The sequence below is a fragment of the Bradyrhizobium sp. LTSP857 genome (genome assembly GCF_000938285.1).
In the GTDB taxonomy this organism is placed as follows: Bacteria; Pseudomonadota; Alphaproteobacteria; order Rhizobiales; family Xanthobacteraceae; genus Bradyrhizobium.
The window spans coordinates 293286-312569 of the sequence record NZ_JYMS01000046.1; the positions used below are offsets into that span (position 1 = coordinate 293286).

19 protein-coding genes and 1 tRNA gene are annotated in these 19284 nt (G+C 63.9%); 16 read left to right on the top strand and 4 right to left on the bottom strand.

Going from position 1 to position 19284, the window contains the following annotated elements; all coding sequences use genetic code 11:
- Positions 1 to 5 precede the first annotated feature (5 nt).
- Entirely contained in the window at positions 6 to 230 is a 225-nt protein-coding gene (locus UP06_RS30795; protein WP_045007438.1) for a hypothetical protein, read from the top strand.
- A 6-nt stretch (positions 231 to 236) separates the two neighbouring features.
- Here UP06_RS30795 and glmU read toward each other — a convergent pair whose 3' ends face one another.
- A complete protein-coding gene (glmU, locus tag UP06_RS30800; RefSeq protein WP_045007439.1) occupies positions 237 to 1604 on the bottom strand; it encodes a bifunctional UDP-N-acetylglucosamine diphosphorylase/glucosamine-1-phosphate N-acetyltransferase GlmU in 1368 nt (455 codons plus the stop codon).
- A 174-nt stretch (positions 1605 to 1778) separates the two neighbouring features.
- On the opposite strand from glmU, the gene UP06_RS30805 reads away from it, so the two are divergent.
- Both UP06_RS30805 and UP06_RS30810 read left to right on the top strand, forming a co-directional pair.
- Positions 1779 to 3146, top strand: coding sequence for a hypothetical protein (locus UP06_RS30805; RefSeq protein ID WP_045007440.1), 1368 nt, complete (start codon positions 1779 to 1781; stop codon positions 3144 to 3146).
- 408 nt (positions 3147 to 3554) lie between these two features.
- Positions 3555 to 3935 (top strand): hypothetical protein, encoded by a 381-nt coding sequence (locus UP06_RS30810; RefSeq protein WP_045007441.1) that lies wholly within the window; start codon positions 3555 to 3557, stop codon positions 3933 to 3935.
- Here the strand turns inward: UP06_RS30810 and UP06_RS30815 are convergent.
- Positions 3895 to 5454 (bottom strand): glycoside hydrolase family 17 protein, encoded by a 1560-nt coding sequence (locus UP06_RS30815; protein ID WP_045007442.1) that lies wholly within the window; start codon positions 5452 to 5454, stop codon positions 3895 to 3897. The genes UP06_RS30810 and UP06_RS30815 overlap by 41 nt on opposite strands.
- A gap of 330 nt (positions 5455 to 5784) precedes the next feature.
- On the opposite strand from UP06_RS30815, the gene UP06_RS30820 reads away from it, so the two are divergent.
- The 5 genes from UP06_RS30820 (at position 5785) to UP06_RS42605 (ending at position 10730) form a co-directional block, all read left to right on the top strand.
- Positions 5785 to 6378 carry a hypothetical protein gene (locus UP06_RS30820; protein WP_045007443.1) on the top strand — a complete coding sequence of 198 codons (594 nt, stop codon included), beginning with the start codon at positions 5785 to 5787 and terminating at the stop codon, positions 6376 to 6378.
- A gap of 213 nt (positions 6379 to 6591) precedes the next feature.
- Positions 6592 to 9255 (top strand): glycosyltransferase, encoded by a 2664-nt coding sequence (locus UP06_RS30825; RefSeq protein WP_045007444.1) that lies wholly within the window; start codon positions 6592 to 6594, stop codon positions 9253 to 9255.
- Positions 9256 to 9594: 339 nt separating this feature from the next.
- Positions 9595 to 9670 (top strand) — tRNA-Lys (locus tag UP06_RS30830).
- Between the two features lie 217 nt (positions 9671 to 9887).
- Positions 9888 to 10082, top strand: coding sequence for a hypothetical protein (locus UP06_RS40305; protein ID WP_082081756.1), 195 nt, complete (start codon positions 9888 to 9890; stop codon positions 10080 to 10082).
- Between the two features lie 327 nt (positions 10083 to 10409).
- Entirely contained in the window at positions 10410 to 10730 is a 321-nt protein-coding gene (locus tag UP06_RS42605) for a hypothetical protein (protein WP_349509950.1), read from the top strand.
- A gap of 169 nt (positions 10731 to 10899) precedes the next feature.
- On the opposite strand, the gene UP06_RS30835 is transcribed toward UP06_RS42605, so the two are convergent.
- Complete coding sequence (locus UP06_RS30835; RefSeq protein ID WP_045007445.1) at positions 10900 to 11574, bottom strand: hypothetical protein; 675 nt, start codon at positions 11572 to 11574, stop codon at positions 10900 to 10902.
- 325 nt (positions 11575 to 11899) lie between these two features.
- On the opposite strand from UP06_RS30835, the gene UP06_RS41715 reads away from it, so the two are divergent.
- From UP06_RS41715 to UP06_RS30845, 3 genes are all read left to right on the top strand, one after another.
- Positions 11900 to 12070 carry a hypothetical protein gene (locus UP06_RS41715; protein WP_197087430.1) on the top strand — a complete coding sequence of 57 codons (171 nt, stop codon included), beginning with the start codon at positions 11900 to 11902 and terminating at the stop codon, positions 12068 to 12070.
- 451 nt (positions 12071 to 12521) lie between these two features.
- Positions 12522 to 12764: a hypothetical protein gene (locus UP06_RS30840; RefSeq protein WP_045007446.1), complete on the top strand. Its 243-nt coding sequence runs from the start codon at positions 12522 to 12524 to the stop codon at positions 12762 to 12764.
- Positions 12765 to 12935: 171 nt separating this feature from the next.
- Positions 12936 to 13175 carry a hypothetical protein gene (locus tag UP06_RS30845; RefSeq protein ID WP_045007447.1) on the top strand — a complete coding sequence of 80 codons (240 nt, stop codon included), beginning with the start codon at positions 12936 to 12938 and terminating at the stop codon, positions 13173 to 13175.
- A 472-nt stretch (positions 13176 to 13647) separates the two neighbouring features.
- On the opposite strand, the gene UP06_RS30855 is transcribed toward UP06_RS30845, so the two are convergent.
- A complete protein-coding gene (locus UP06_RS30855; RefSeq protein WP_045007449.1) occupies positions 13648 to 14571 on the bottom strand; it encodes a LysR family transcriptional regulator in 924 nt (307 codons plus the stop codon).
- 106 nt (positions 14572 to 14677) lie between these two features.
- Here UP06_RS30855 and UP06_RS30860 point away from each other — a divergent pair, with 106 nt between their 5' ends.
- From UP06_RS30860 to UP06_RS30880, 5 genes are read left to right on the top strand one after another with little or no spacing between them, the layout of a single operon-like run.
- Positions 14678 to 15001 (top strand): Dabb family protein, encoded by a 324-nt coding sequence (locus UP06_RS30860; RefSeq protein WP_045007450.1) that lies wholly within the window; start codon positions 14678 to 14680, stop codon positions 14999 to 15001.
- Positions 14998 to 16077, top strand: coding sequence for a maleylacetate reductase (locus tag UP06_RS30865; protein ID WP_045007451.1), 1080 nt, complete (start codon positions 14998 to 15000; stop codon positions 16075 to 16077). Before UP06_RS30860 ends, UP06_RS30865 begins: the two co-directional genes overlap by 4 nt.
- 5 nt (positions 16078 to 16082) lie before the next feature.
- A complete protein-coding gene (locus tag UP06_RS30870) occupies positions 16083 to 17447 on the top strand; it encodes an amidohydrolase family protein (protein WP_045007452.1) in 1365 nt (454 codons plus the stop codon).
- A gap of 19 nt (positions 17448 to 17466) precedes the next feature.
- Positions 17467 to 18369: an NAD(P)-dependent oxidoreductase gene (locus UP06_RS30875; protein WP_045007453.1), complete on the top strand. Its 903-nt coding sequence runs from the start codon at positions 17467 to 17469 to the stop codon at positions 18367 to 18369.
- A 15-nt stretch (positions 18370 to 18384) separates the two neighbouring features.
- Entirely contained in the window at positions 18385 to 19269 is an 885-nt protein-coding gene (locus UP06_RS30880) for an intradiol ring-cleavage dioxygenase (protein ID WP_045007454.1), read from the top strand.
- The last annotated feature ends 15 nt before the right edge of the window (positions 19270 to 19284 follow it).

Genomic DNA, 19284 nt, shown 5'->3' on the forward strand with positions numbered 1-19284 from the left:
AGGCCATGAAAGCCACGTCCGACCGCAAAGGTCTGCCACCCAAATATCTGCTCGCCAGCGAGACCGCGGGCACGCACCTCGCGCATTGGCCGCCGCCCCACCGCGGCAAGGAAAGCAAGCCGGTCTTGGTCTTCACGAAGCTTGCCGAAGGCGAGCCAGCGAAGCGTGCAAGGCCGCGTGGCTGGCGCCTGACGCGCGCGATCTTCTCCGAATTCGCCGACGACGAGTAACGCCGCTCACTTCTCCGGCTTCTTTTCCGCTTTCTTGCCGCTGGTCTTCATCTCGCGGTAGCGCGCCGCGCCGCCTTCCCTGATGGTCTGCTGGCTACGCTCCAGCGCCATCGCATCATCGGGCACATCGCGCGTGATCACCGAGCCAGAGCCGATATAGGAGCCGTTGCCGATCGTCACCGGTGCGACCAGCGAGGAGTTGGTGCCGACGAAGGCGCCCTGCCCGATCACCGTCTTGTGCTTCTTGAAGCCATCGTAGTTGCAGGTGATGGTGCCGGCGCCGATGTTGGAATTGGCACCGATTGTGGCATCGCCAATGTAGGAGAGATGGTTGACCTTGACGCCGGCCTCCAGGATCGCGGCCTTGGTCTCCACGAAATTGCCGATGCGCGCGCCATCGCCGAGCGAGGTGCCGGGCCGCAGCCGCGCATAGGGGCCGATCGAGACGTTCTTGCCGAGGGTGGTCTGCACGATATGCGAGAAGGAATGGATCACCGTGCCGTCGCCGATCGCGACGCCCGGTCCGATCACCACGAACGGCTCGATGGTGACGTCCTTGCCGAACACGGTGTCGGCGGCGAGGAAGACGGTTTCAGGTGCGATCAGCGTGACGCCGGCTTCCATCGCCGCCTTGCGCAGCCGCGCCTGCATCACGGCTTCGGCTTCGGCAAGCTGCGCCTTGGTGTTGATGCCGCGCACTTCGTCCTCGCTGGTCTCAATCACCACGGACTCCCATCCCTGTTCGCGGACGATTCCGACCGCGTCCGTCAGATAATATTCGCCCTTCGAATTCCCATTGCCGATCTTCTCAAATATCGCGAGCGCGCGGCGCCCGTCGATCGCCATCACACCGGCATTGCACAGATCGATCTTGCGCTCTTCAGGGCTGGCGTCGGCCTGCTCGCGGATCGCAACCAGGCGATCGCCCTCGACGATGAAGCGGCCGTAGCCCGTGGGATCGGCCGCGCGAAAACCGAGCGCGGCGATGGCCGCGCCCTTGGCAAGCGGCGCGCGCAGCCGCGCAAAGGTCTCGGCCGAGATCAGCGGTGTATCGCCGAACGCGATCAGGAGATCATCCACGCCACGCGCGATCGCCTCGCGCGCCGCCAGCACCGCATGCGCGGTGCCGAGCCGTTCGGCCTGCACGAAGGTGAGCGCGTCGGGGCGGATGCGCTTGGCCTCGTCCGCGACCGCCTGATGGTCGGGACCGATCACGACCGCGAGCGAGGTGCCGGTTCCCTTCGGCGCGGCGGCGAGCACATGGGCGAGCAGGCTCTGGCTCGCGACAGGATGCAGCACCTTTGGCAGGCTCGATCGCATGCGCGTGCCTTCGCCGGCGGCGAGCACGATCGTGAGGCTTGAGCGGGCGGTCATCGAAATCCTGTCAGATACGGCCGAATCGGTTAGCGGCGGCAGGCCGATGCCGTCATGAGCTATCCGCCTTGCTACCCCCGCAAACGCCCGGAATTCAAGTGCGGCACATTTTTACTGCTAATGTTCCCTGATTGATTCGGGGAAGCCGGACAGGGGCTGGGCACTTAAACGTTCATGGCAAAGGATTCCGACCCACTGGCGGATGCCTTCGGCGCCAAGGAGACAGGCGGGCTGTTCTCCGGACTTTTGGCCGAGGAAGGCACGTTCGACCGGCGCATGATGTGGCGGCTGGGCACGTGGGGCGTGGCGGCCGTCGGCGCCGTCGTGCTGTCCGTGTTGGCCAATCAGGCCCAGCTCGGCTGGCGGCGCGACCAGGTCGCCTCGGTCGATCTGTCGCGCCAGGCCGACCGGCTCCAGTTGCTGACGAAGGAAAGCCAGAACGAAGCCCGTCGCCTGGCCTCCGCCATCGAGACGCTGAACACCGATCGCGACCGGCTCTATTCGCGTGTCACCGTGCTGGAGCAAGGGCTGGAGTCCGTCACCGGCGCCATCGCCAAGCAGACGACCACATCGCCGCAGGCGCCCGCGTCGAAGCCGCAGGACGCGCCGGTCGCGGCGGCGCAGCCCGCAGCGCCAGCACCGGATGTCGCGCCGGTCGCCTCCACGGCAGCATCGTTGGTCGACAAGCCGCGCGCAGGTAGCGCGAAGGAGCCAAAAGACACTTCGAAAGAAGCCGCGAAGGACCAGCCGAGCCTGCCGCCGCAGACCGCCGCTGCCGCCTCGCTGGTACCGCAGTCGCCGGCGACGACATCGGCACTGCCAAGCCTGCCGCTCGTGCCATCCAAGTCGATGATGGCGCCGCCCGATCCGGCCGCATCGAAATTGATTCAACCAGAGACGATTGAGAAGGCCGCCGAGAAAAAGCCCGAGCCGGCGCCCGCGCCCACCGAAGTTGCCGCCGCAGTCGCCAAGCCGCCGGAAGCAACTGAAGCCGAGTCTCCCGCGATCGCCGTCCAGCAGACGCGATTTGCAATCGACCTCGGCGGCGCGAACTCGATCGACGGCTTGCGTGCGTTGTGGCGCGGACTGAGCAAATCCAATCCCGAGATCGCAGCGCTGCGGCCGATCATCATTATCAAGGAAGGCAACACCGGCCTCGGCATGCAGCTCCGCTTAGGTGCCGGTCCCCTGGTCAATGCTGCGGCCGCGGCAAAACTCTGCGCGGGCCTGAGCGAGAGCGACCGCCACTGCGAGACCACCGTGTTCGACGGCCAGCGCCTGTCGATGCGCGGCCAGGACAAGCAGGACAAGGGATCGGACAAGACTTCCGAGAAGAGCCAGGACGCCGTGCCGCAAGCCGAGGCTGCGCCTGCTCCCGCCCCCACCGTCAAGCCCGACAAGCACCGCCGCAGCTACTCCTCCAAGCGCTCCAAGCGCGAAGAGCCCGCGCCTGCGCCAGCAGCGCAACCGGCCGCTGCTGCGGCGGCGAAGCCGGAGACGGCGTCGGCGGGATCGACGCTGTCATCGTTCTTCAGGCGGTAGAGGATCGGAGCTCGTGGTTGATCACGGGCACGACTTGCCTGAGCGACTCCGCCCGACTGTCATCACCTGGATTTTTGGCTAAACGGCCGCCAATAACTGGCTAATCTTGATTGCCGCACAGACGATCATGCCCCAAAGCGCGAAATTGATCTGCAACGCCTCAGTCATTGCCATCCCCGCTCGTTTCCTGGCAGTCGCGTTCTTGAACGACGTGATCTGCTGCTGATTGGATCAGCAATCACGCCTGCGATTCACGTCAAATGTTAGGCGTCGCCGACGGTCTGGCAAATCCGTATCGCTACGGTGGGGACACTTCGGTCTGAGCAACCTCCCGCTCTGTTGCCGCGGTGGGTACAAAAATCCTCCTCCCCTGTTGCCCCATCCTCCCTTCCCGACCATATTGCGCCCATGAAGAAAAAGCCGTTTCGCCTCACGCCCTATCAGGTGCAATTCCTGCTCGTCGTCGGTTTCGTCACCGTCGGCTGGGCGCTCTATGTGCGCTATCTCGCGATCGAGTTCTCGCAAGTCGCGCTCGCCTGCGATGCCGGCTTGCAGACCATGATCTGCAAGGCGCGCTCGGTGTCGACGTCGCTGTTCAAGAATTCGGTGTTCGGCATCGTCGCGCTGGTCATCGCGACGCTGAACGTGATGCGGCCTTCGATCGTGCTGCTCACGCTCGGCGTGATCGCAGCCGGCCTCGGCATCGTGCTTTACAACATCGTGCTGGCGGGGCTGGCGATCGGCCTGCTCATCCTTGGCTTTGCTCGGCCCGCGCCCGCCACAGCGTGAGCGCGAACAACAGGTAGATCGCGCAGGTCCACATCGCCTGCCAGTTCTCGCGACCTTCGTTCAGAAGCATGTAGGCCGCCGATAGCGCCAACACCCCTGCGAACACCGCTTCCGCGATCGGACGCACGCCGATCTGCGGACGGTTCAGCATCAGCAGCGCGAACGGCACCACCGCCATCGTCAGCGAGGCATAGGGAAAGTCGCGGTAGCGCGGATCGAACACGAAGCCGAGCGCGGTCTCGGCTGCGATCACGGCGGTCACCGCGAGCGTCAGGCCGAGCACGGCGGTGAGCTTCGACCATTTCCGCTCCTCGCGCGGGCCGAGAATATCGAGGAAGGTCGGCAGGCTGCGGCCGATGACGAGCGCCTGCGCGCAGAAGATCGGCGAGAGGATGCCGGCCAAAAGCAACGTGCCCCATTGCAGCCAGCCGCCCCAGCCGTAGCTCTCGTAAAACATCTTATCGGCGCCGATCCCGAGCAGGATGCCCGCCGAAGTCGCCGAGATGCCGACGCCGAGCCAGGCTGAGAAGCGCGGCGTCCAGGGTCTGCGCCGCAGCGTGATGCCGGCGACCGCGAACACCAGCACGCTCAGGCCCATGCCAGCGCCCATGTACCATTTCCACAACGGGAAATTGCTGATCGGCTCGCCCGGCGGATATTTCAGTTGCCGCCGCACGGAATCGAACAGGCCCCAATAGCCGCCGACGGTGCCTTCGAGCCGCCGCTTCCACGGCTGGTCATAGGCCTCGATCAAATTGACGCGGAATTTCTGCGCTTTTGCGATGCCGAGGATCTCCGAGACCACGCGGGCCTGGTTGGTGCGCGAGGGCAGCGCGCCGTCGCGCATGCGGCCTTCGCTCGGCCAGCCGGTCTCGCCGATCAGGATCTCCTTGCCGGGAAACGCGACCGCCATACGCTCGCGGATTGACTCGACATGGGCGGCGGCGAATTTCGCGCGCACCGGCATGTCTTCCCAATAAGGCAGGATGTGAATCGTGACGAAGTCTACGGCGTCATAGACCTCGCGGTTCTTCAGCCAGTATTCCCAGACATCGGCATAGGTGACGGGCACGGTGACCTGCGCCTTCACCGAGCGGATGATGGCGGTGAGGTCCGACGTCGTCATCTCCCCGCGCAGCAGCACCTCGTTGCCGACGACGAGCGCGGAGATGGTGCCGGGGAAGTCCTTGGTGAGGCGGACGGCGGTCGCAACTTGCGCCAAATTCTTGGCGCGATTGCTGCCGAGCCAGATGCCCTGGATCACCTTCAGCCCGCCGATCTTCGCCGCGATCGCCGGCACCTGGTCGAGCCCGTTCTCGATCGAATAGGTGCGCACGCAGTCGGTGATCTCCTTGAGCTGGCGCAGATCCTGCTCGAGCTGGTCGGCCTCGATATGGGTCCATTCGTTCAGCGGCGTCTGGTCGCCGCGGAACGGCGCGTAGGAGACGCATTGAACCTTGTCATTGGGATCGATGGGCGCGCGCGCGAGCGTGATCGGCGTGGCCAGCCACCACCACACGGCCGCAATCGCACAGAGGGAGACGAGCAGGAGCGCCAGTGGCGTACGAAGTGAAATCGGTTCCGTCCTCCGCGAAGGGTCCGTCGATTACCTGCTCGCACGCCATCTGCCAAGGGGGGACGCAGGTGGGCTGCGCCCTCTCCCCCGGCGAATTGGCCTGCGGCCGTTCGACCAAGCCATAGGATCGTGACTTTGCTGGACAACAATCCAAATAAAGGCCATGGAATTTTGCGGGACTTTTCCGCCGCATTGGAGACCCATTTGGACGCCATCACCGACGCGTCCGCGATGTCCTCCGCGCGGGCGGTCAGCTGAGATATTGGGGAATTCATGCGGCGACGGGTGTTCGAGTTACGAAATGCGGCCCTGCGGCAGTTCGCCGCCACCTTGGCCGTGTCCGGCCTTGTCCTCCTGGCCGGCCTCGGTGCCGCCTCCGCCCAGAGCGGCTCACCCGCCCCGGACCAGGGCAAGGCCGCGACCCAGCCCGCCGACGCCGCCAAGGACGCGGCCCAGAACCAGCGCCGCACCGATGAGTTCGCGGAAGCAGCCCAAGTCATCAACGGCCCGGCCGGCAATCCCGAATGCGTCTGGCTCGGCCGGCGCGTGGTCCGGCTGATGTGGCGGGATGACCTCGATACCGCGTTCCGCCACCTCGACCTCTATGACCGCTTCGGCTGCCCCGGCGGCCACATCCAGGCGGCGTTCCGCTGCCTGACCCGCTTCGGCGCCCAGATCGATCCCAAGGTCGCCGAGACCCTGGACAGCCGTGTGCACGCTTGCTGGATCAACCCGGCCTCCCAGCCGCAGCAGGCATCGGCGGCGGGATCGCAGCCGGCGGCGCCGACCACCGGCAATTCGCAAAGCCCCCAGCCGGCCGCAAGCCCCTCGCCTGCGGCAAGTCCGTCGCCCGCGCCCCAGAAATAGCTGCGAACGTTTCAGCCGCCGTTCAGGAACGATCGGCGATAGCAATTGTTGGCACAGCCGCGCTCCCAAAAAGGCCATGCCCTTATCCGGACATGAGGCCATGACAGTTGTGAAACCGCGCGGCAGAGGTATGCTCCATTTGCCGCGGACTCGGTCGGATCTCGGGGTCGGATCCGCTTCCCTGCCACCCCAGCCCCTTTTGGTTTAGCCGCGATGCGCGTTGTCGCCGCCGTTTTGTTGCTCGTGTCCGTGCTTCACGCCGGCATCTGGGGAGTCTTGCGCGACAGGGAACCCGCGCCCGACTTCAGGGGCCTGCTGCCGAGCCTGTCCTATACGCCGTTCGAACCGGGACATGTTGTCGACGACAACGTCGACCCCGACAAGATTCGTGCCGATCTGAAAAAGCTCTCGACCCTCACGCGCGCCATCCGATCTTACTCCGCGACGGAAGGCAACGAGCTGGTGCCGCCGATCGCCGCCGAGTTCGGGCTCAAGGTCACGGTCGGCGCCTGGATCGGCAAGGACCCGGACCGCAACGAGCGGGAGATCAAGGCCGCCATCGAGCTCGCCCGCAAGAACAGCAACGTCAACGGCGTCGTGGTCGGCAACGAGGTGATCTACCGCGGCGAGCAGAAGGTCGAAGACCTGATCGAGATGATCAAGCGGGTGAAGAGCGCGGTCCGCGTGCCCGTCACCACCGGCGAGATCTGGAACATCTGGCGCGACAATCCGGACCTCGCTTCCAACGTCGATTTCATCGCCGCCCACGTGCTGCCTTATTGGGAAAACTTCCGCTCGGACCAGGCGGTCGACCAGGCCGTCGACCGCTATAACCTCCTGCGCAACCTGTTCCCCGGCAAGCGCATCGTGATCGCCGAGTTCGGCTGGCCGAGCGCGGGCTACAATTTGCGCAACGCCGACCCCGGTCCGTTCCAGCAGGCGCTGACCTTGCGCAATTTCGTCAGCCGCGCCGAAGGCCTCGGCATGGAGTACAACATCGTCGAGGCGATCGATCAGCCCTGGAAATATTTCGAAGGCGGCGTCGGGCCCTATTGGGGCATCCTCAACGCCAGCCGCGAGCCGAAATTCGCCTGGACCGGCCCGGTCGAGAATCCCGACTATTGGAAGCTGATGACGATCGCGCTGCTGGTCGGCGTCCTGCTGTCGCTGCCGATCCTGCGGCTGGAGCATCCGACCGCGCGTCAGGCGTTCCTGCTGTCGGCAACCGCCAATGGCGTCGGCGCCTGGGCCGCGACCGTGTTCGCGTTCTGGAACGGGCACTATTTCATCTTCGGCTCGGCCTTCGCGCTGACGCTCGGCATGATCCTCCTTGTTCCCCTTGTGCTGATCGCGATGGCGCGGATCGACGAGGTCGCAGCCGTGGCCTTCGGCCGGCCGCCGCAGCGGCTCCTCACCAAGGGCAAGCCGGTCGCCGACGTGCCGGAGAATTACTACCCAAAAGTCTCGATCCACATCCCCGCTTATTTCGAGCCGGTCGAGATGCTCAAGCAGACGCTCGATGCGCTGTCGCGGCTCGACTATCCGAACTACGAATGCGTCGTCATCATCAATAACACGCCCGATCCCGCCTTCTGGCAGCCGATCCAGGACCATTGCCGCACGCTCGGTGAACGCTTCAAGTTCATCAACGCCGAGAAGGTGAAGGGTTTCAAGGCGGGCGCGCTGCGCATCGCCATGGACCGCACGGCAGTGGATGCCGAGATCATCGGCATTCTCGATGCCGACTATGTCGTCGATCCCGACTGGCTCAAGGACCTGGTGCCGGCCTTCGCCGATCCGCGCGTTGGCCTCGTGCAGGCGCCGCAGGAGCATCGCGACGGTGATTTGTCGATCATGCACTACATCATGAACGGCGAGTACGCCGGCTTCTTCGACATCGGCATGGTCCAGCGCAACGAGGTCAGCGCCATCATCGTGCACGGCACGATGTGCCTGATCCGCCGCGCTGCGATGGACATGGCCGGCGGCTGGTCGAGCGACACGATCTGCGAGGACTCGGATCTCGGTCTCGCGATCCAGGAGCTCGGCTGGGTCACCCACTACACCAACCACCGCTACGGCCAGGGCCTCTTGCCCGACACCTACGAGGCCTTCAAGAAGCAGCGTCACCGCTGGGCCTATGGCGGCCTCCAGATCGTCAAGAAGCACTGGCGGCACTTCCTGCCAGGACGGAGCCGGCTGGCGCCCGACCAGAAGCGCGAATATGGTCTCGGCTGGCTGAACTGGCTCGGCGCCGAAAGCCTCGGCGTGGTCGTGGCACTGCTGAACCTGATCTGGGTGCCGATCGTCGCCTTTGCCGACATCGCCATCCCCGACAAGATCTTGACGCTGCCGATCATCGCCGCCTTCATCGTGTCGCTGGCGCACTTCCTGTCGATGTACCGCCTGCGTGTCGCGATCAAACCCGGCCAGATGCTGGGCGCCATGATCGCGGCGATGAGCGTGCAGTGGACGGTGTCGCGCGCGGTGGCACAGGGATTGATCACCGAGCACATTGCGTTCGCGCGCACCTCCAAAGGCGGCCTGTCGCGGATGTCGATCGAGTTCCAGGCATTCTGGGAAGCCGTGATCGGCGCCCTGCTCCTGATCGGCGCCGGCGTCCTGATCGCCTCCAACAGTTTCCGCCAGATCACCGAGATCTACATCTTTGCCGGCGTGCTGGTACTGCAAAGCCTGCCGTTCCTGGCCGCGGTCGCAATCGCCATCCTCGAGCTCAGCCGCATCAACTCGTTCCAGTTCTGGCGTGACAGCGCGATCCGCACGGCCGAGCTGATCGGCCTGCGCCCCGTCGCCCTGCCGACGCCCGCCGGCACCGCGCAGCCGGTGCCGAGCGAGGTGCGGCAGGAGGCGAACTGATCCTCGGTGCCTCGAAGGCTTGCTCCGGGCGCCACGGACCCGCGCCCCCAAGGGGTGTCGCTCTTCGGCGTGGATGACGAGCGACCAATCAGGTTGAAAATCCCGGGCTAAGCGACGGAAACGTCGTGCAAATCCCCGCCTCTGCCGCGATCTTCGGCAGCCGCGTGCGCTATTGACCTCAGCGCCCCATCCCCCTACACAGCGCGGGCCGAAAGCATGATCCGGAAACAGCCTCACCGGCTTTCCCCGCAACGCTTAGTCAAACGTGGCGGCAAGACATGCTTCTCCAAATGACCGACGACGATGGCGATCGATTTTTAGAACCATCAGCGGCCATGGGAGCGCGTAGCTCAGCCGGTAGAGCACGTGACTTTTAATCACGGGGTCCTGGGTTCGAGCCCCAGCGCGCTCACCACCCAATGTCGATAACTCGCGCCAGATTGCGAAGACGCGGAGAGAGCCATGCGTTGGCAAAATCGATTGCCGCCCCTGGGCGAGCGCCACGTTAATTCGCCTTCGGCTGGCGCAACCGTTCCCCAACTAAAACGTTAAGCATTGTCGTCGCCCGATCCGTGGCCGTTGCCGGCGATGAGAACGCCGGTCGCGCTCCCGCCCATGATAGGGAGCAGCGCATGCGAGTTCGCATCAAGCAATCATCGACGCTCGGAGATCGCCTCAAGAAAGAGGCGCGGAATTTGCGCAAGCAAGCTGAAGGCATGCCGCCCAGCATTCGCCGCGACGAGCTTCTGAGGAAGGCTGAGCAAACAGATACCGCTGCTCACATGAATGAGTGGCTATCGTCGCCGGGATTTCAGCCGCCGAAATAGGCTGTGAAACCAAACCACCCCTCGTTCCGCACGAGCGTCGCCAAGCGTCGGTTTGAGCTTGATCGCGTGATGCGTCCCACCAACGAACCTTTTGGCTGGCTGTCCAGACTAAGAAGAAGCCGGGATTTTGTTAGTTCCCTCCCGGGGCTGGACCGGCGCCGTCTGCGAGTTGATTTCAAGCGGGCGGCGTTGTGTTGTCCACACCGACGATGGCGCGTCTGGCCAGGAACCACAACGCAGCTCAGAGATTGAGATAGTGGTCTGTGGCGCGATACTAGTTTCGCGCCATCCACCCGGAACGGCCCATCGTCGGACGCGCGTTCGGAGATGGGCCGGTTCTCGTTTAGGGCCGGGTTTGCCTTTGTTAACTTTTCCGGCATGAGCAGAATTGACCATATGTCCGGTGCCGGACATGCGAAACTCGGCCGGTCACCGCACGGTCCTTGGCTTTTATCGGTGATGAGAACGCCACCGGCCGCATCCCTTGAAGAACGTCTTGCCGAACAAACGCAGCGCCTTCGCGAGGAAGCCAATTCGCTTCCGCCAGGTATCGCGCGTGAGCAAGCAATCCGCAAAACCCGGCAAGCCGAGACCGGCGCACATATCAGCGAATGGCTAAGTTCGCCGGGATTGCAGTCTCCGAAGTGAACTTTGAAGCAGCGACCGCCCTGTACGATCCACGACATTTGCGGTGACAGTGCATCTCACTATCCGGAATGCAGCCGGCATCGATTGACATGAAGCCCCGCGCAGCGTGGACCTGCGGGCGAGCTAGCACGGACACAGTCCCAAGCGTTTTGCTTGACTTGACGTGCCTTCAGCTTTCCGGGGCTGAAACTGTAGCCGGCACAGTTAGGGGCGCTCCTCCAACCGAAATGGGCCCTATAGATTTCGATTGCCGAACCAGCCGTTTGCGCATCGCGGCAGACAGTCCATACCGAGCATGCGCTCTTCGAATGGAGGACGTGACGTCCGACATCATTGCACCTTGCAGCGCATCGATTTTCGCGATGAGCGTCGAAAGCTGCGGCGATATCTTCTTCACGTCGACCCGTTCGTCCGTGATGCTCTGTCGCAAAGAGAGGAGGATCGTTGAATCCTGCTGCCGCAGAGCCGCATTTTGCTGCAACGAGGAATTGATCTCCTGCAGCGAGGCGACCTGATGCTGCTGGGCCGATTGAATATCCTTCAAGGCAGCGACAACCGGATCCGGTTTTGGCGCGGAAGCTTCCCGCCGCGGAAGCAGTTCAGCTAAATTGCTGACATTCTGCGACAGAAAATCAGACGGCAAGGTATAGATGGCCGCCGAGCCATTGATGGCCAACGCGCACACTGACAGTGCCAGGATCGATTTCCTGCTGGACCGCTTGCTCGGTCTCGGGGCTGGAGCTTCCGGGGCTGCGGGTTCGGGTGCCGCGGCTGCGAGTGCCAGTGCTGCGGGGTCGAATTGTTCGACCAGGCCATGCATTTCAGATATCGTGGTCACCTGCATTGACCTCACGTGAGGGAGCAAGAGGAAGCCGTCGCCGGAACGTCCTCGCGACGCCTCCTCTACGCAGCACCCATCTACACAACTGCCTAGAATTGTGGGGTTTTTGGATTAATTCCACGTTAGCGACGTGACCGCCTGGCACGCCCAGCCACCCCGGCTGATTACGGGGCTATGCGATGGAATTGCCCGCCCGGCGTGTCCCGACTCTCACCGAAGCAAAGTGTTGTGCTCCCCTGAGGAATGGGGCAGCCTGCTTCAAAGCGCGACAAAAGCCGCAGACAACTCACGCGAAAAGTGTAGGATTCGACAAAACGGGAGGAGCGGCATGTTTGAAATCAACGGTTTCGACACGGCAGGCATCGTGAGCCTCAAGCGGCCGTCACTCGCCGCCGCCCTCAAGAAAGCCAAAGAGCTTATCCAGGACGGGTGCTGGGACGTTCAGATCGTTGATCCAAATGGTCGCGCATATACCTCGTTTGAGGAACAGGCCGCTTAGCCACCCCGCCTCCCTCATCTCCTTCGGTTGTTAGCCGCCCCGGCCGACATTGGACGAGGCGTTGTTCAGCCATCGCTGCGTTGCATCATCACTCCACCCGGGGACCGCGAAACGCGCCCGCGAATTCACATCCGCGCTCGGACGTTCCACCACCGGTTGGCGGGCACGAGAGTGGCGCACCATTGCAGCGTTTGCAGAGGTGCACAGGACGATCAGGAAACTCACCGCCAAAACAGACCGCATCGCATCAGCTCCAATCGCGCAGCCGCTCGCTGTTATCTGATGCGCCGATTGTTCCGGCACAATCTGTAGCGGGTTCACAGCTGCGAGATGGAAGCGAAAGCAGCGCTGTCGCGGTGCCATCAGCTAGCCCTGAGTGCCGCACCGTTGCCAATCAACCGGTTTGGGAGCACGCTCTCCTCAGGCGCGCAGACGCCGCAGGGAGAGAGACATGAAGGAACCGGGCCTGGATGGTCGCCATCGGGACAAGGATGGCGCGATCGGCAAGAAGCACGGCAACACGCTGGTCGGTACTTTGCGCAAGATCTACGGCAAGGGCTTTGCGGCCGGTTATCCCGATGCGACCCAGCTCAGTGAGGTCCTGCATCAGTTGAACGAGACGTCGCTGAGCCAGTTGCGTCGCGATCACGACACCGGGCATTTGGGGCACAAGATCGACCACGCCCCGAAGTGATGGACCTCACTCGGCAAACTTCATGTCGTGCACAGCCTTGGCACCGTGCTGCGCGCGGTTAGCGGCTGCGGTGCATGAGGCGGAAGCAGATACCGGCAATCTCTCCACCCCAGTTCCGGTTTGAGCGTTCCGACGCTCCGCGCTAGGATGAGCCTTTTACGGAGGCTCATTTTGAAATACCTCATTTTCATCACCGCCATTGCGCTGGCTGCAACGGCTCCCGCCCGGTCACAGGCCCTCGTCGATCCCACCAAGGTCGCTCCCGAATATCGTGAGGCGGCCGAAAAACGCCGCGCCGAGCAGATGCGTCAGCGCGAATGCGCCCTGAAGGCGGATCTCGACAAGGTGCTGCCCAGGGATCGCACCGACTATCTCAACCATTGCCTGAACGCGCTGGCTGCCAAGCAATAGCGCCTGATTGGGCTGTTTTGACGAACTGAGCCTGCCGCCTGTCGCGGCGGGCTGATCGCGCAATCCGCAAGTGCCGCCGAGAAAACACGCGATCACGTCGTAACCAGCCTTCAACCTTTCTTCAGACCTTCGGGCTCACCCTGCCGGCTGATTTTCAATCATCATTGATTGCCCACCCATGAGCTACGTCCAGGTCCAGTGCACGCGCTGCAAGACGATGTTTCGCGATCGCGCGGGGCGGTTGCAGGATGGCTATTCCCGACAGTGCCCCGGTTGCGAAGTCGTGTTGTTCTTCGCCGAAGACTCGCAACACCCCTTCATCAAGCGCGCAATGCGAAGCGCGCGAAAAGCACGCAAGGAACAGCACGAGGCCGACGCGATCAGGCGTGCTGCCCCGCCGGAACCGCGCATGGCTCCCCGGTCGCGGTCGTCCAGCGCACGGGCACGGGTGCAGGAGCGATCGGAGTAGCGCTTAGGACGTCGCCTCTATCCAGATCCCGGCATCGGAATGCGTGCGGATGTGGTCGACCAGGAAATCCGAGAACACCCTGATCTTGGCCGGCAGCCGGACGCGGTTCTGATAGGCCACGTTCATCGTGAGCAGCGGCAGCTCCCAATCCATCAGCACCGGCACGAGCTTCCCGGCCGCGATGTCGCCTTGCACGATGTAAAGCGGCTGGATCAGGATGCCGAGGCCCGCAAGCGCCGCGCCGCGGATGACCTGGCCGTCATTGCTGTCCAGCGTCGGCGCGATGCGCACGGTCTGCGCCGTATTGCCTTGCTGAAGCCGCAGCGAATAAGGGTCGTTGGCAAGGTTGTAGATCAGCATGTCATGACGCGCGAGATCGGCGGGATGCTCGGGCTGGCCGTGTGTGGCGATATAGGAAGGTGCTGCCGCCAGCACCCGGCGCATCTGTCCGATGCGACGGATGATGATGTTGGAATCCGGCTCCTGCTCCCTTGTGCGGATCGCGACGTCGATGCCGGCTTCGATAAAGTCCGGATAGCGGTTGGCAGCGATGATCTGAACGTCGAGCTTAGGGTAGAGCTTGCGAAACGCCGGCAGCATCGGCGCCATGTAGATCATCGCAAAGGACAGCGAGCTCGTGACGCGCAGCATGCCCTTGGGCGACAGCGCGCGGTCGCTGACCGCATCTTCGGCTTCGGCGAGCTCGTTCAGGAGCGTGCTGCATCGCTGCAACAACTCCTGCCCTGCCTCGGTCAGCCATTGCCGGCGTGTGTTGCGCTCGATCAGCCGGACCGCGAGCCGCTCCTCCAGCGCACTCAGGTGCCGGCTCGCCGCTGCGTTCGACATCCGCAGGATGTCGGCAGCCTTGGAGAGGCTGCCGAGTTCGGCTGTCCTGGCGAAAACCTCGAGCTGGAGAAGCCGGTCCATTCTTCCTCATACTGGAAAAGAGACTTACGAAATTTGACCTTTATTTCCGATTTCTGCAAGGCAAAATGGGCCCAACAAGCAAGGTGCAGGCGAGGAAATCTGGGAAATGTCGGGCCCGATCAAGCACATCGTGATGTGGCGGCTGCGCGGGGAGACATCCGCGGAGCGCTCCGCGGCCCGCACCAAGGTCAAAACCCTGTTTGAGGGCCTCAAAGGCCGGATCGACGGCCTTACCCATATCGAGGTCGGCGTCGATGTCAGCGATGTCGATTATGCCTGCGACGTTGTGCTGGTCTCCGAGTTTACCGACAGTGCGGCCCTGAAGGCCTACGCCACCCATCCGGAACACCTGCGGGTGCGGGAAGAGCTCGGCGACTTGCGGATCGGTCGGTTCCAGGTCGATTATCCCATGAAAGAGACCGGCGCATGATCGGTTCGTTCACCTTTGAAAATCTGCCCTGCCGCGTCGTGTTCGGCAGCGGAACGCTTGCCTCGGCCAAGGCCGAGATCGAGCGCCTCGGCGGCAAGCGCGCGCTGGTGCTGACCACGCCGCAGCAGGAAGCGCAGGGCACCAAGCTCGGCGCCGCGCTCGGCCCGCTTTATGCCGGCATCTTTGCAGGCGCCACGATGCACACGCCCGTCGAGGTGACCGAGCGGGCGCTTGCAGCGATGAAAGCCTGCGATGCCGATTGCGTGGTGGCGCTCGGCGGCGGGTCGACCACCGGCTTGGGCAAGGCACTCGCCCTGCGCACCGGAATCAACCAGCTCTGTATTCCTACCACCTATGCCGGCTCGGAGATGACCCCGATCCTCGGTCAGACCGAAAACGGCCTGAAGACCACGGTGCGCGACACAGCCGTTCTGCCGGAGACCGTAATCTACGACGTCGATCTGACCCTGACGCTACCGGTGGGGCTTGCCGCCACCTCCGGCATCAACGCCATCGCACATGCGGTGGAAGCGCTCTACGCGCGCGACACCAATCCCGTCACCTCCCTGATGGCCGAGGAAGGCATCCGCGCGCTGGCGCGTGCCCTGCCCGCCATTGCGGCCAAACCCGATGATCGCGCCGCCCGCAGCGATGCGCTCTACGGCGCCTGGCTGTGCGGCGTATGCCTCGGCACCGTCGGCATGGCGCTGCATCACAAGCTCTGCCACACGCTCGGCGGCACCTTCGATCTGCCGCATGCCGAGACCCACACCATCGTGCTGCCGCATGCGCTGGCCTACAACGCGCCCGTAGTGCCCGAGGCGATGGCGCGGATCTCGCGCGCGATCGGAGCGGCCGATGCGGCGCAAGGTCTCTACGATCTCGCCAGGCGGCTCAACGCAAAGCTGGCGCTCCGCGACATCGGCATGCCCGAGAGCGGCATCGACAAGGCGGCCGACCTCGCAGTCACCAACGCCTACTGGAATCCGCGCCCGCTCGAGCGTAGCGCCATCCGGGACCTGATCGCGCGCGCCTGGGCCGGCGAGCCGCCGGTCGCAACCAAAGCTGTGGCCTGATTGAGATGCAGCGCACCCTGATCAGATCCGCAACAATCATCAGCATGGACGCTTCGATCGGCGATCTCCGTGCCGGTGACGTGCTGGTCGAGAATGGACGGATCGCCGAGGTGCGCGCCGGCATCGACGCCTCTGATGCCGAGATCGTCGACGGCCGGGAACGCATCGTCATCCCCGGGCTCATCAACGCGCACATGCACACCTGGCAAACGGCGTTGCGCGGGTATGCTGCGAACTGGACGCTGCTCGAATATTTCCGCCGCATGCATGCGGGGCTCGCGACCTTGTTCGCCCCCGACGACATCTACATCGCCACCCTCGCCGGCGCGCTGAACCAGATCAATTGCGGCGCAACCACGCTGGTCGACTGGTGCCACAACAACCCGACACCGGAGCATACCGACGCGGCCGTGCGCGGCCTGATCGAGAGCGGCATCCGCGCCGCCTTCTTCCACGGCTCGCCCAAGCCCGAGCCGAAGCCGGGCGAGCCGCACTTCTCGGAGGTGCCCCACCCGCGCCGCGAGGTCGAACGCCTGCTGGCGGGTCCCCTGGCGGACCGCAATGGCCTCGTCACGCTTGGGCTCGCGATCCTTGGTCCGCACTATTCGACACTCGAGGTGTCGATGCATGATTTCCGACTAGCGCGGGAGCTTGGCCTGATCGCCTCGATGCATCAGGGCGGCGGTCCGGCGAAGACTCCCGGCGGCTGGGAAAAGCTGATCGAAGCGGGCTTGGTCGGCCCCCACGTCAACATCGTCCACGGCAACGACCTGCCTGACGAACTCCTGCAACGGCTGATCGATCTCGGCGCATCGTTTTCGGTGACGCCGGAGAACGAGATGATCCAGGGTCACGGCTTTCCGATCACCGGTCGGCTACTGAAACGCGGCGTCCGGCCCACCATCGGCATCGATCTGGAATCCGTGCTGGCCGGCGATCTCTTCTCCGCCGCGCGCGTCGCTTTGTCGATGCAGCGCGCGCTCGACAACGCCGAGTCACGCAAGAGCCAGGGCACCATTCCGGCGACGACAACGATCCCGGCACGCGAGGCCCTGCGCTGGATCACCACCGAAGGCGCGCGCATGCTCGGCCGCGAGAGCCAGATCGGCTCACTGACGCCGGGGAAGCTTGCCGATCTCGTGGTCATCAATGCCGACGACCTCAACCTCTTTCCGGTCCACGATCCCGTCGCCACCGTGGTGATGCAGACGAGCCTCGCCAATATCGAGTCGGTGATGATCGGAGGCCGCTGGAAGAAGCGGAACGGAAAACTACTGGTCGACGGGCTCGCGCAGAAGAAAGAGCTGCTCGCCCGATCCGGCCAGCGGCTGGTGCAGGACATCGAACGACAAGGGCACGCCGCCAGATAGCGGCCAACGGACAACAAAAATGACTGACACAACCAAGCAAATCGCCTTCATCGGGATCGGCAAGATGGGCCTGCCGATGTCGCAGCTCGTCGCCAAGGCCGGCTACAGCGTCACCGCTTTCGATCAGAGTGCCACGCGTCTCAACGAGGCCCGCGAACAGGGTATTGCGATTGCAAGCTCGCCGGCCGACGCAGTCAATGGCCGCCCCGTGGTCATCACATCGCTCCCCGACGATGCAGCGTTGCGCGCCGTGATGCTCGGACCGACCGGCCTCGTCAGTGCGATGGCGCCAAAATCGGTTCTGATCGAGACCAGCACGGTCAGCGCCGAAGCCTCGGCCGAGGTCGATGCTGCTGCGCAAGCGCGCGGCATCGCCTATCTGCGGGCGCCGGTCTCCGGCAATGCCAGCATCGTCCATACCGGCGCGCTGAGCTGCTTCGTTTCGGGGCCCAAGGACGCCTTTGAAAACGCCAAGCCGCTGTTCGCGAGTTTTACCCGTGCGCAGACTTACCTCGGCCCCAGCGAAGAAGCGCGCTACGCCAAGCTCGCGGTCAATCTCATGATCGCGGTCTCGGCCGCGATGATGGCCGAAAGCCTGGCGCTGGCGCGCAAGGGCGGCATCGGCTGGCAGGACATTTTGAAGGTGCTGGACGAGAGTGCTGTCGCATCCCCCATGGTGAAGTACAAGACCGCACCGCTGCGCACCCGCGACTTCGTCTCGTCCTTCTCCTGCAAGCAGATGGCCAAGGACCTCGACCTCATCTTGGGGGCCGGCCACGCCGTCGGCGTGCCGTTGCAGCTCGCAGCGCAAGTGCGCGAGACCTACGGCGCGCTGGTCGCGCAAGGCGACGGTGAGACCGACTTCATCGCGACCGTCAAGCATCTCGAACGGTTGTCCGGCCTTGGCGAGCCCAAACTCTGATCGACGGAGGCACACTTGCGTAACTTCAACGAAAACACGATCACCGACGCAGTGCTTGAGCGCATCAGCGGCGCGACCGATCCGCGTATCAAGGAAGTCAGCGAGGCGCTGGTACGGCACCTCCACGCCTTCGTGCGCGAGGTCCGGCCAACCCAGAAGGAATGGGAGTTCGGCATCGACTTCCTGACCCGGACCGGCCACATGTGCGACGACAAGCGTCAGGAATTCATCCTGCTGTCGGATACGCTCGGCGTCTCCATGCTGGTCGATGCGATCAATCATCCGGTGCCGGAAGGCGCCACCGAGACGACGGTGCTCGGTCCGTTCTTCGTCCAGGCTGCGCCCGAGAAGCAGAACGGCGACGACATCTCCGGCGCCATGGAAGGCGATCCCATGATCGTCACCGGTTTGGTCTCGACCGTTGACGGCCGGCCGCTCGCGGGCGCCGTGGTCGACGTCTGGCATTCCGACAATGACGGCTATTACGACGTGCAGCAACTCGACGAGATCGGCGATCTCGCGATGCGCGCGCGCTTCCATACCGACGCCAACGGCCGCTTCCATTTCTGGTCGATCAAGCCGGCGGCCTATCCTATCCCGCATGACGGCCCGGTCGGCGACATGCTGGAAGCGCAGGGCCGTCATCCCTGGCGCCCCGCCCATGTGCACTTCATGATCTCGGCGCCGGGCTTCGAGCAGCTGGTGACGCATGTGTTCGTGGCCGGCGACAAATATCTCGACTCCGACGTGGTGTTTGGCGTCAAGGACAGCCTGATCCATGATTTCGAGCGCTGCCCGGCCGGCCGTGCGCCTGATGGTCGCATGGTGGATAGCGCGTACTTCCATCTCAACTATGATTTCGGCCTGAAGCAGGTCGCAAGCAACGCAAAAGCGGCGTAAGCCGGAGAGAGACCG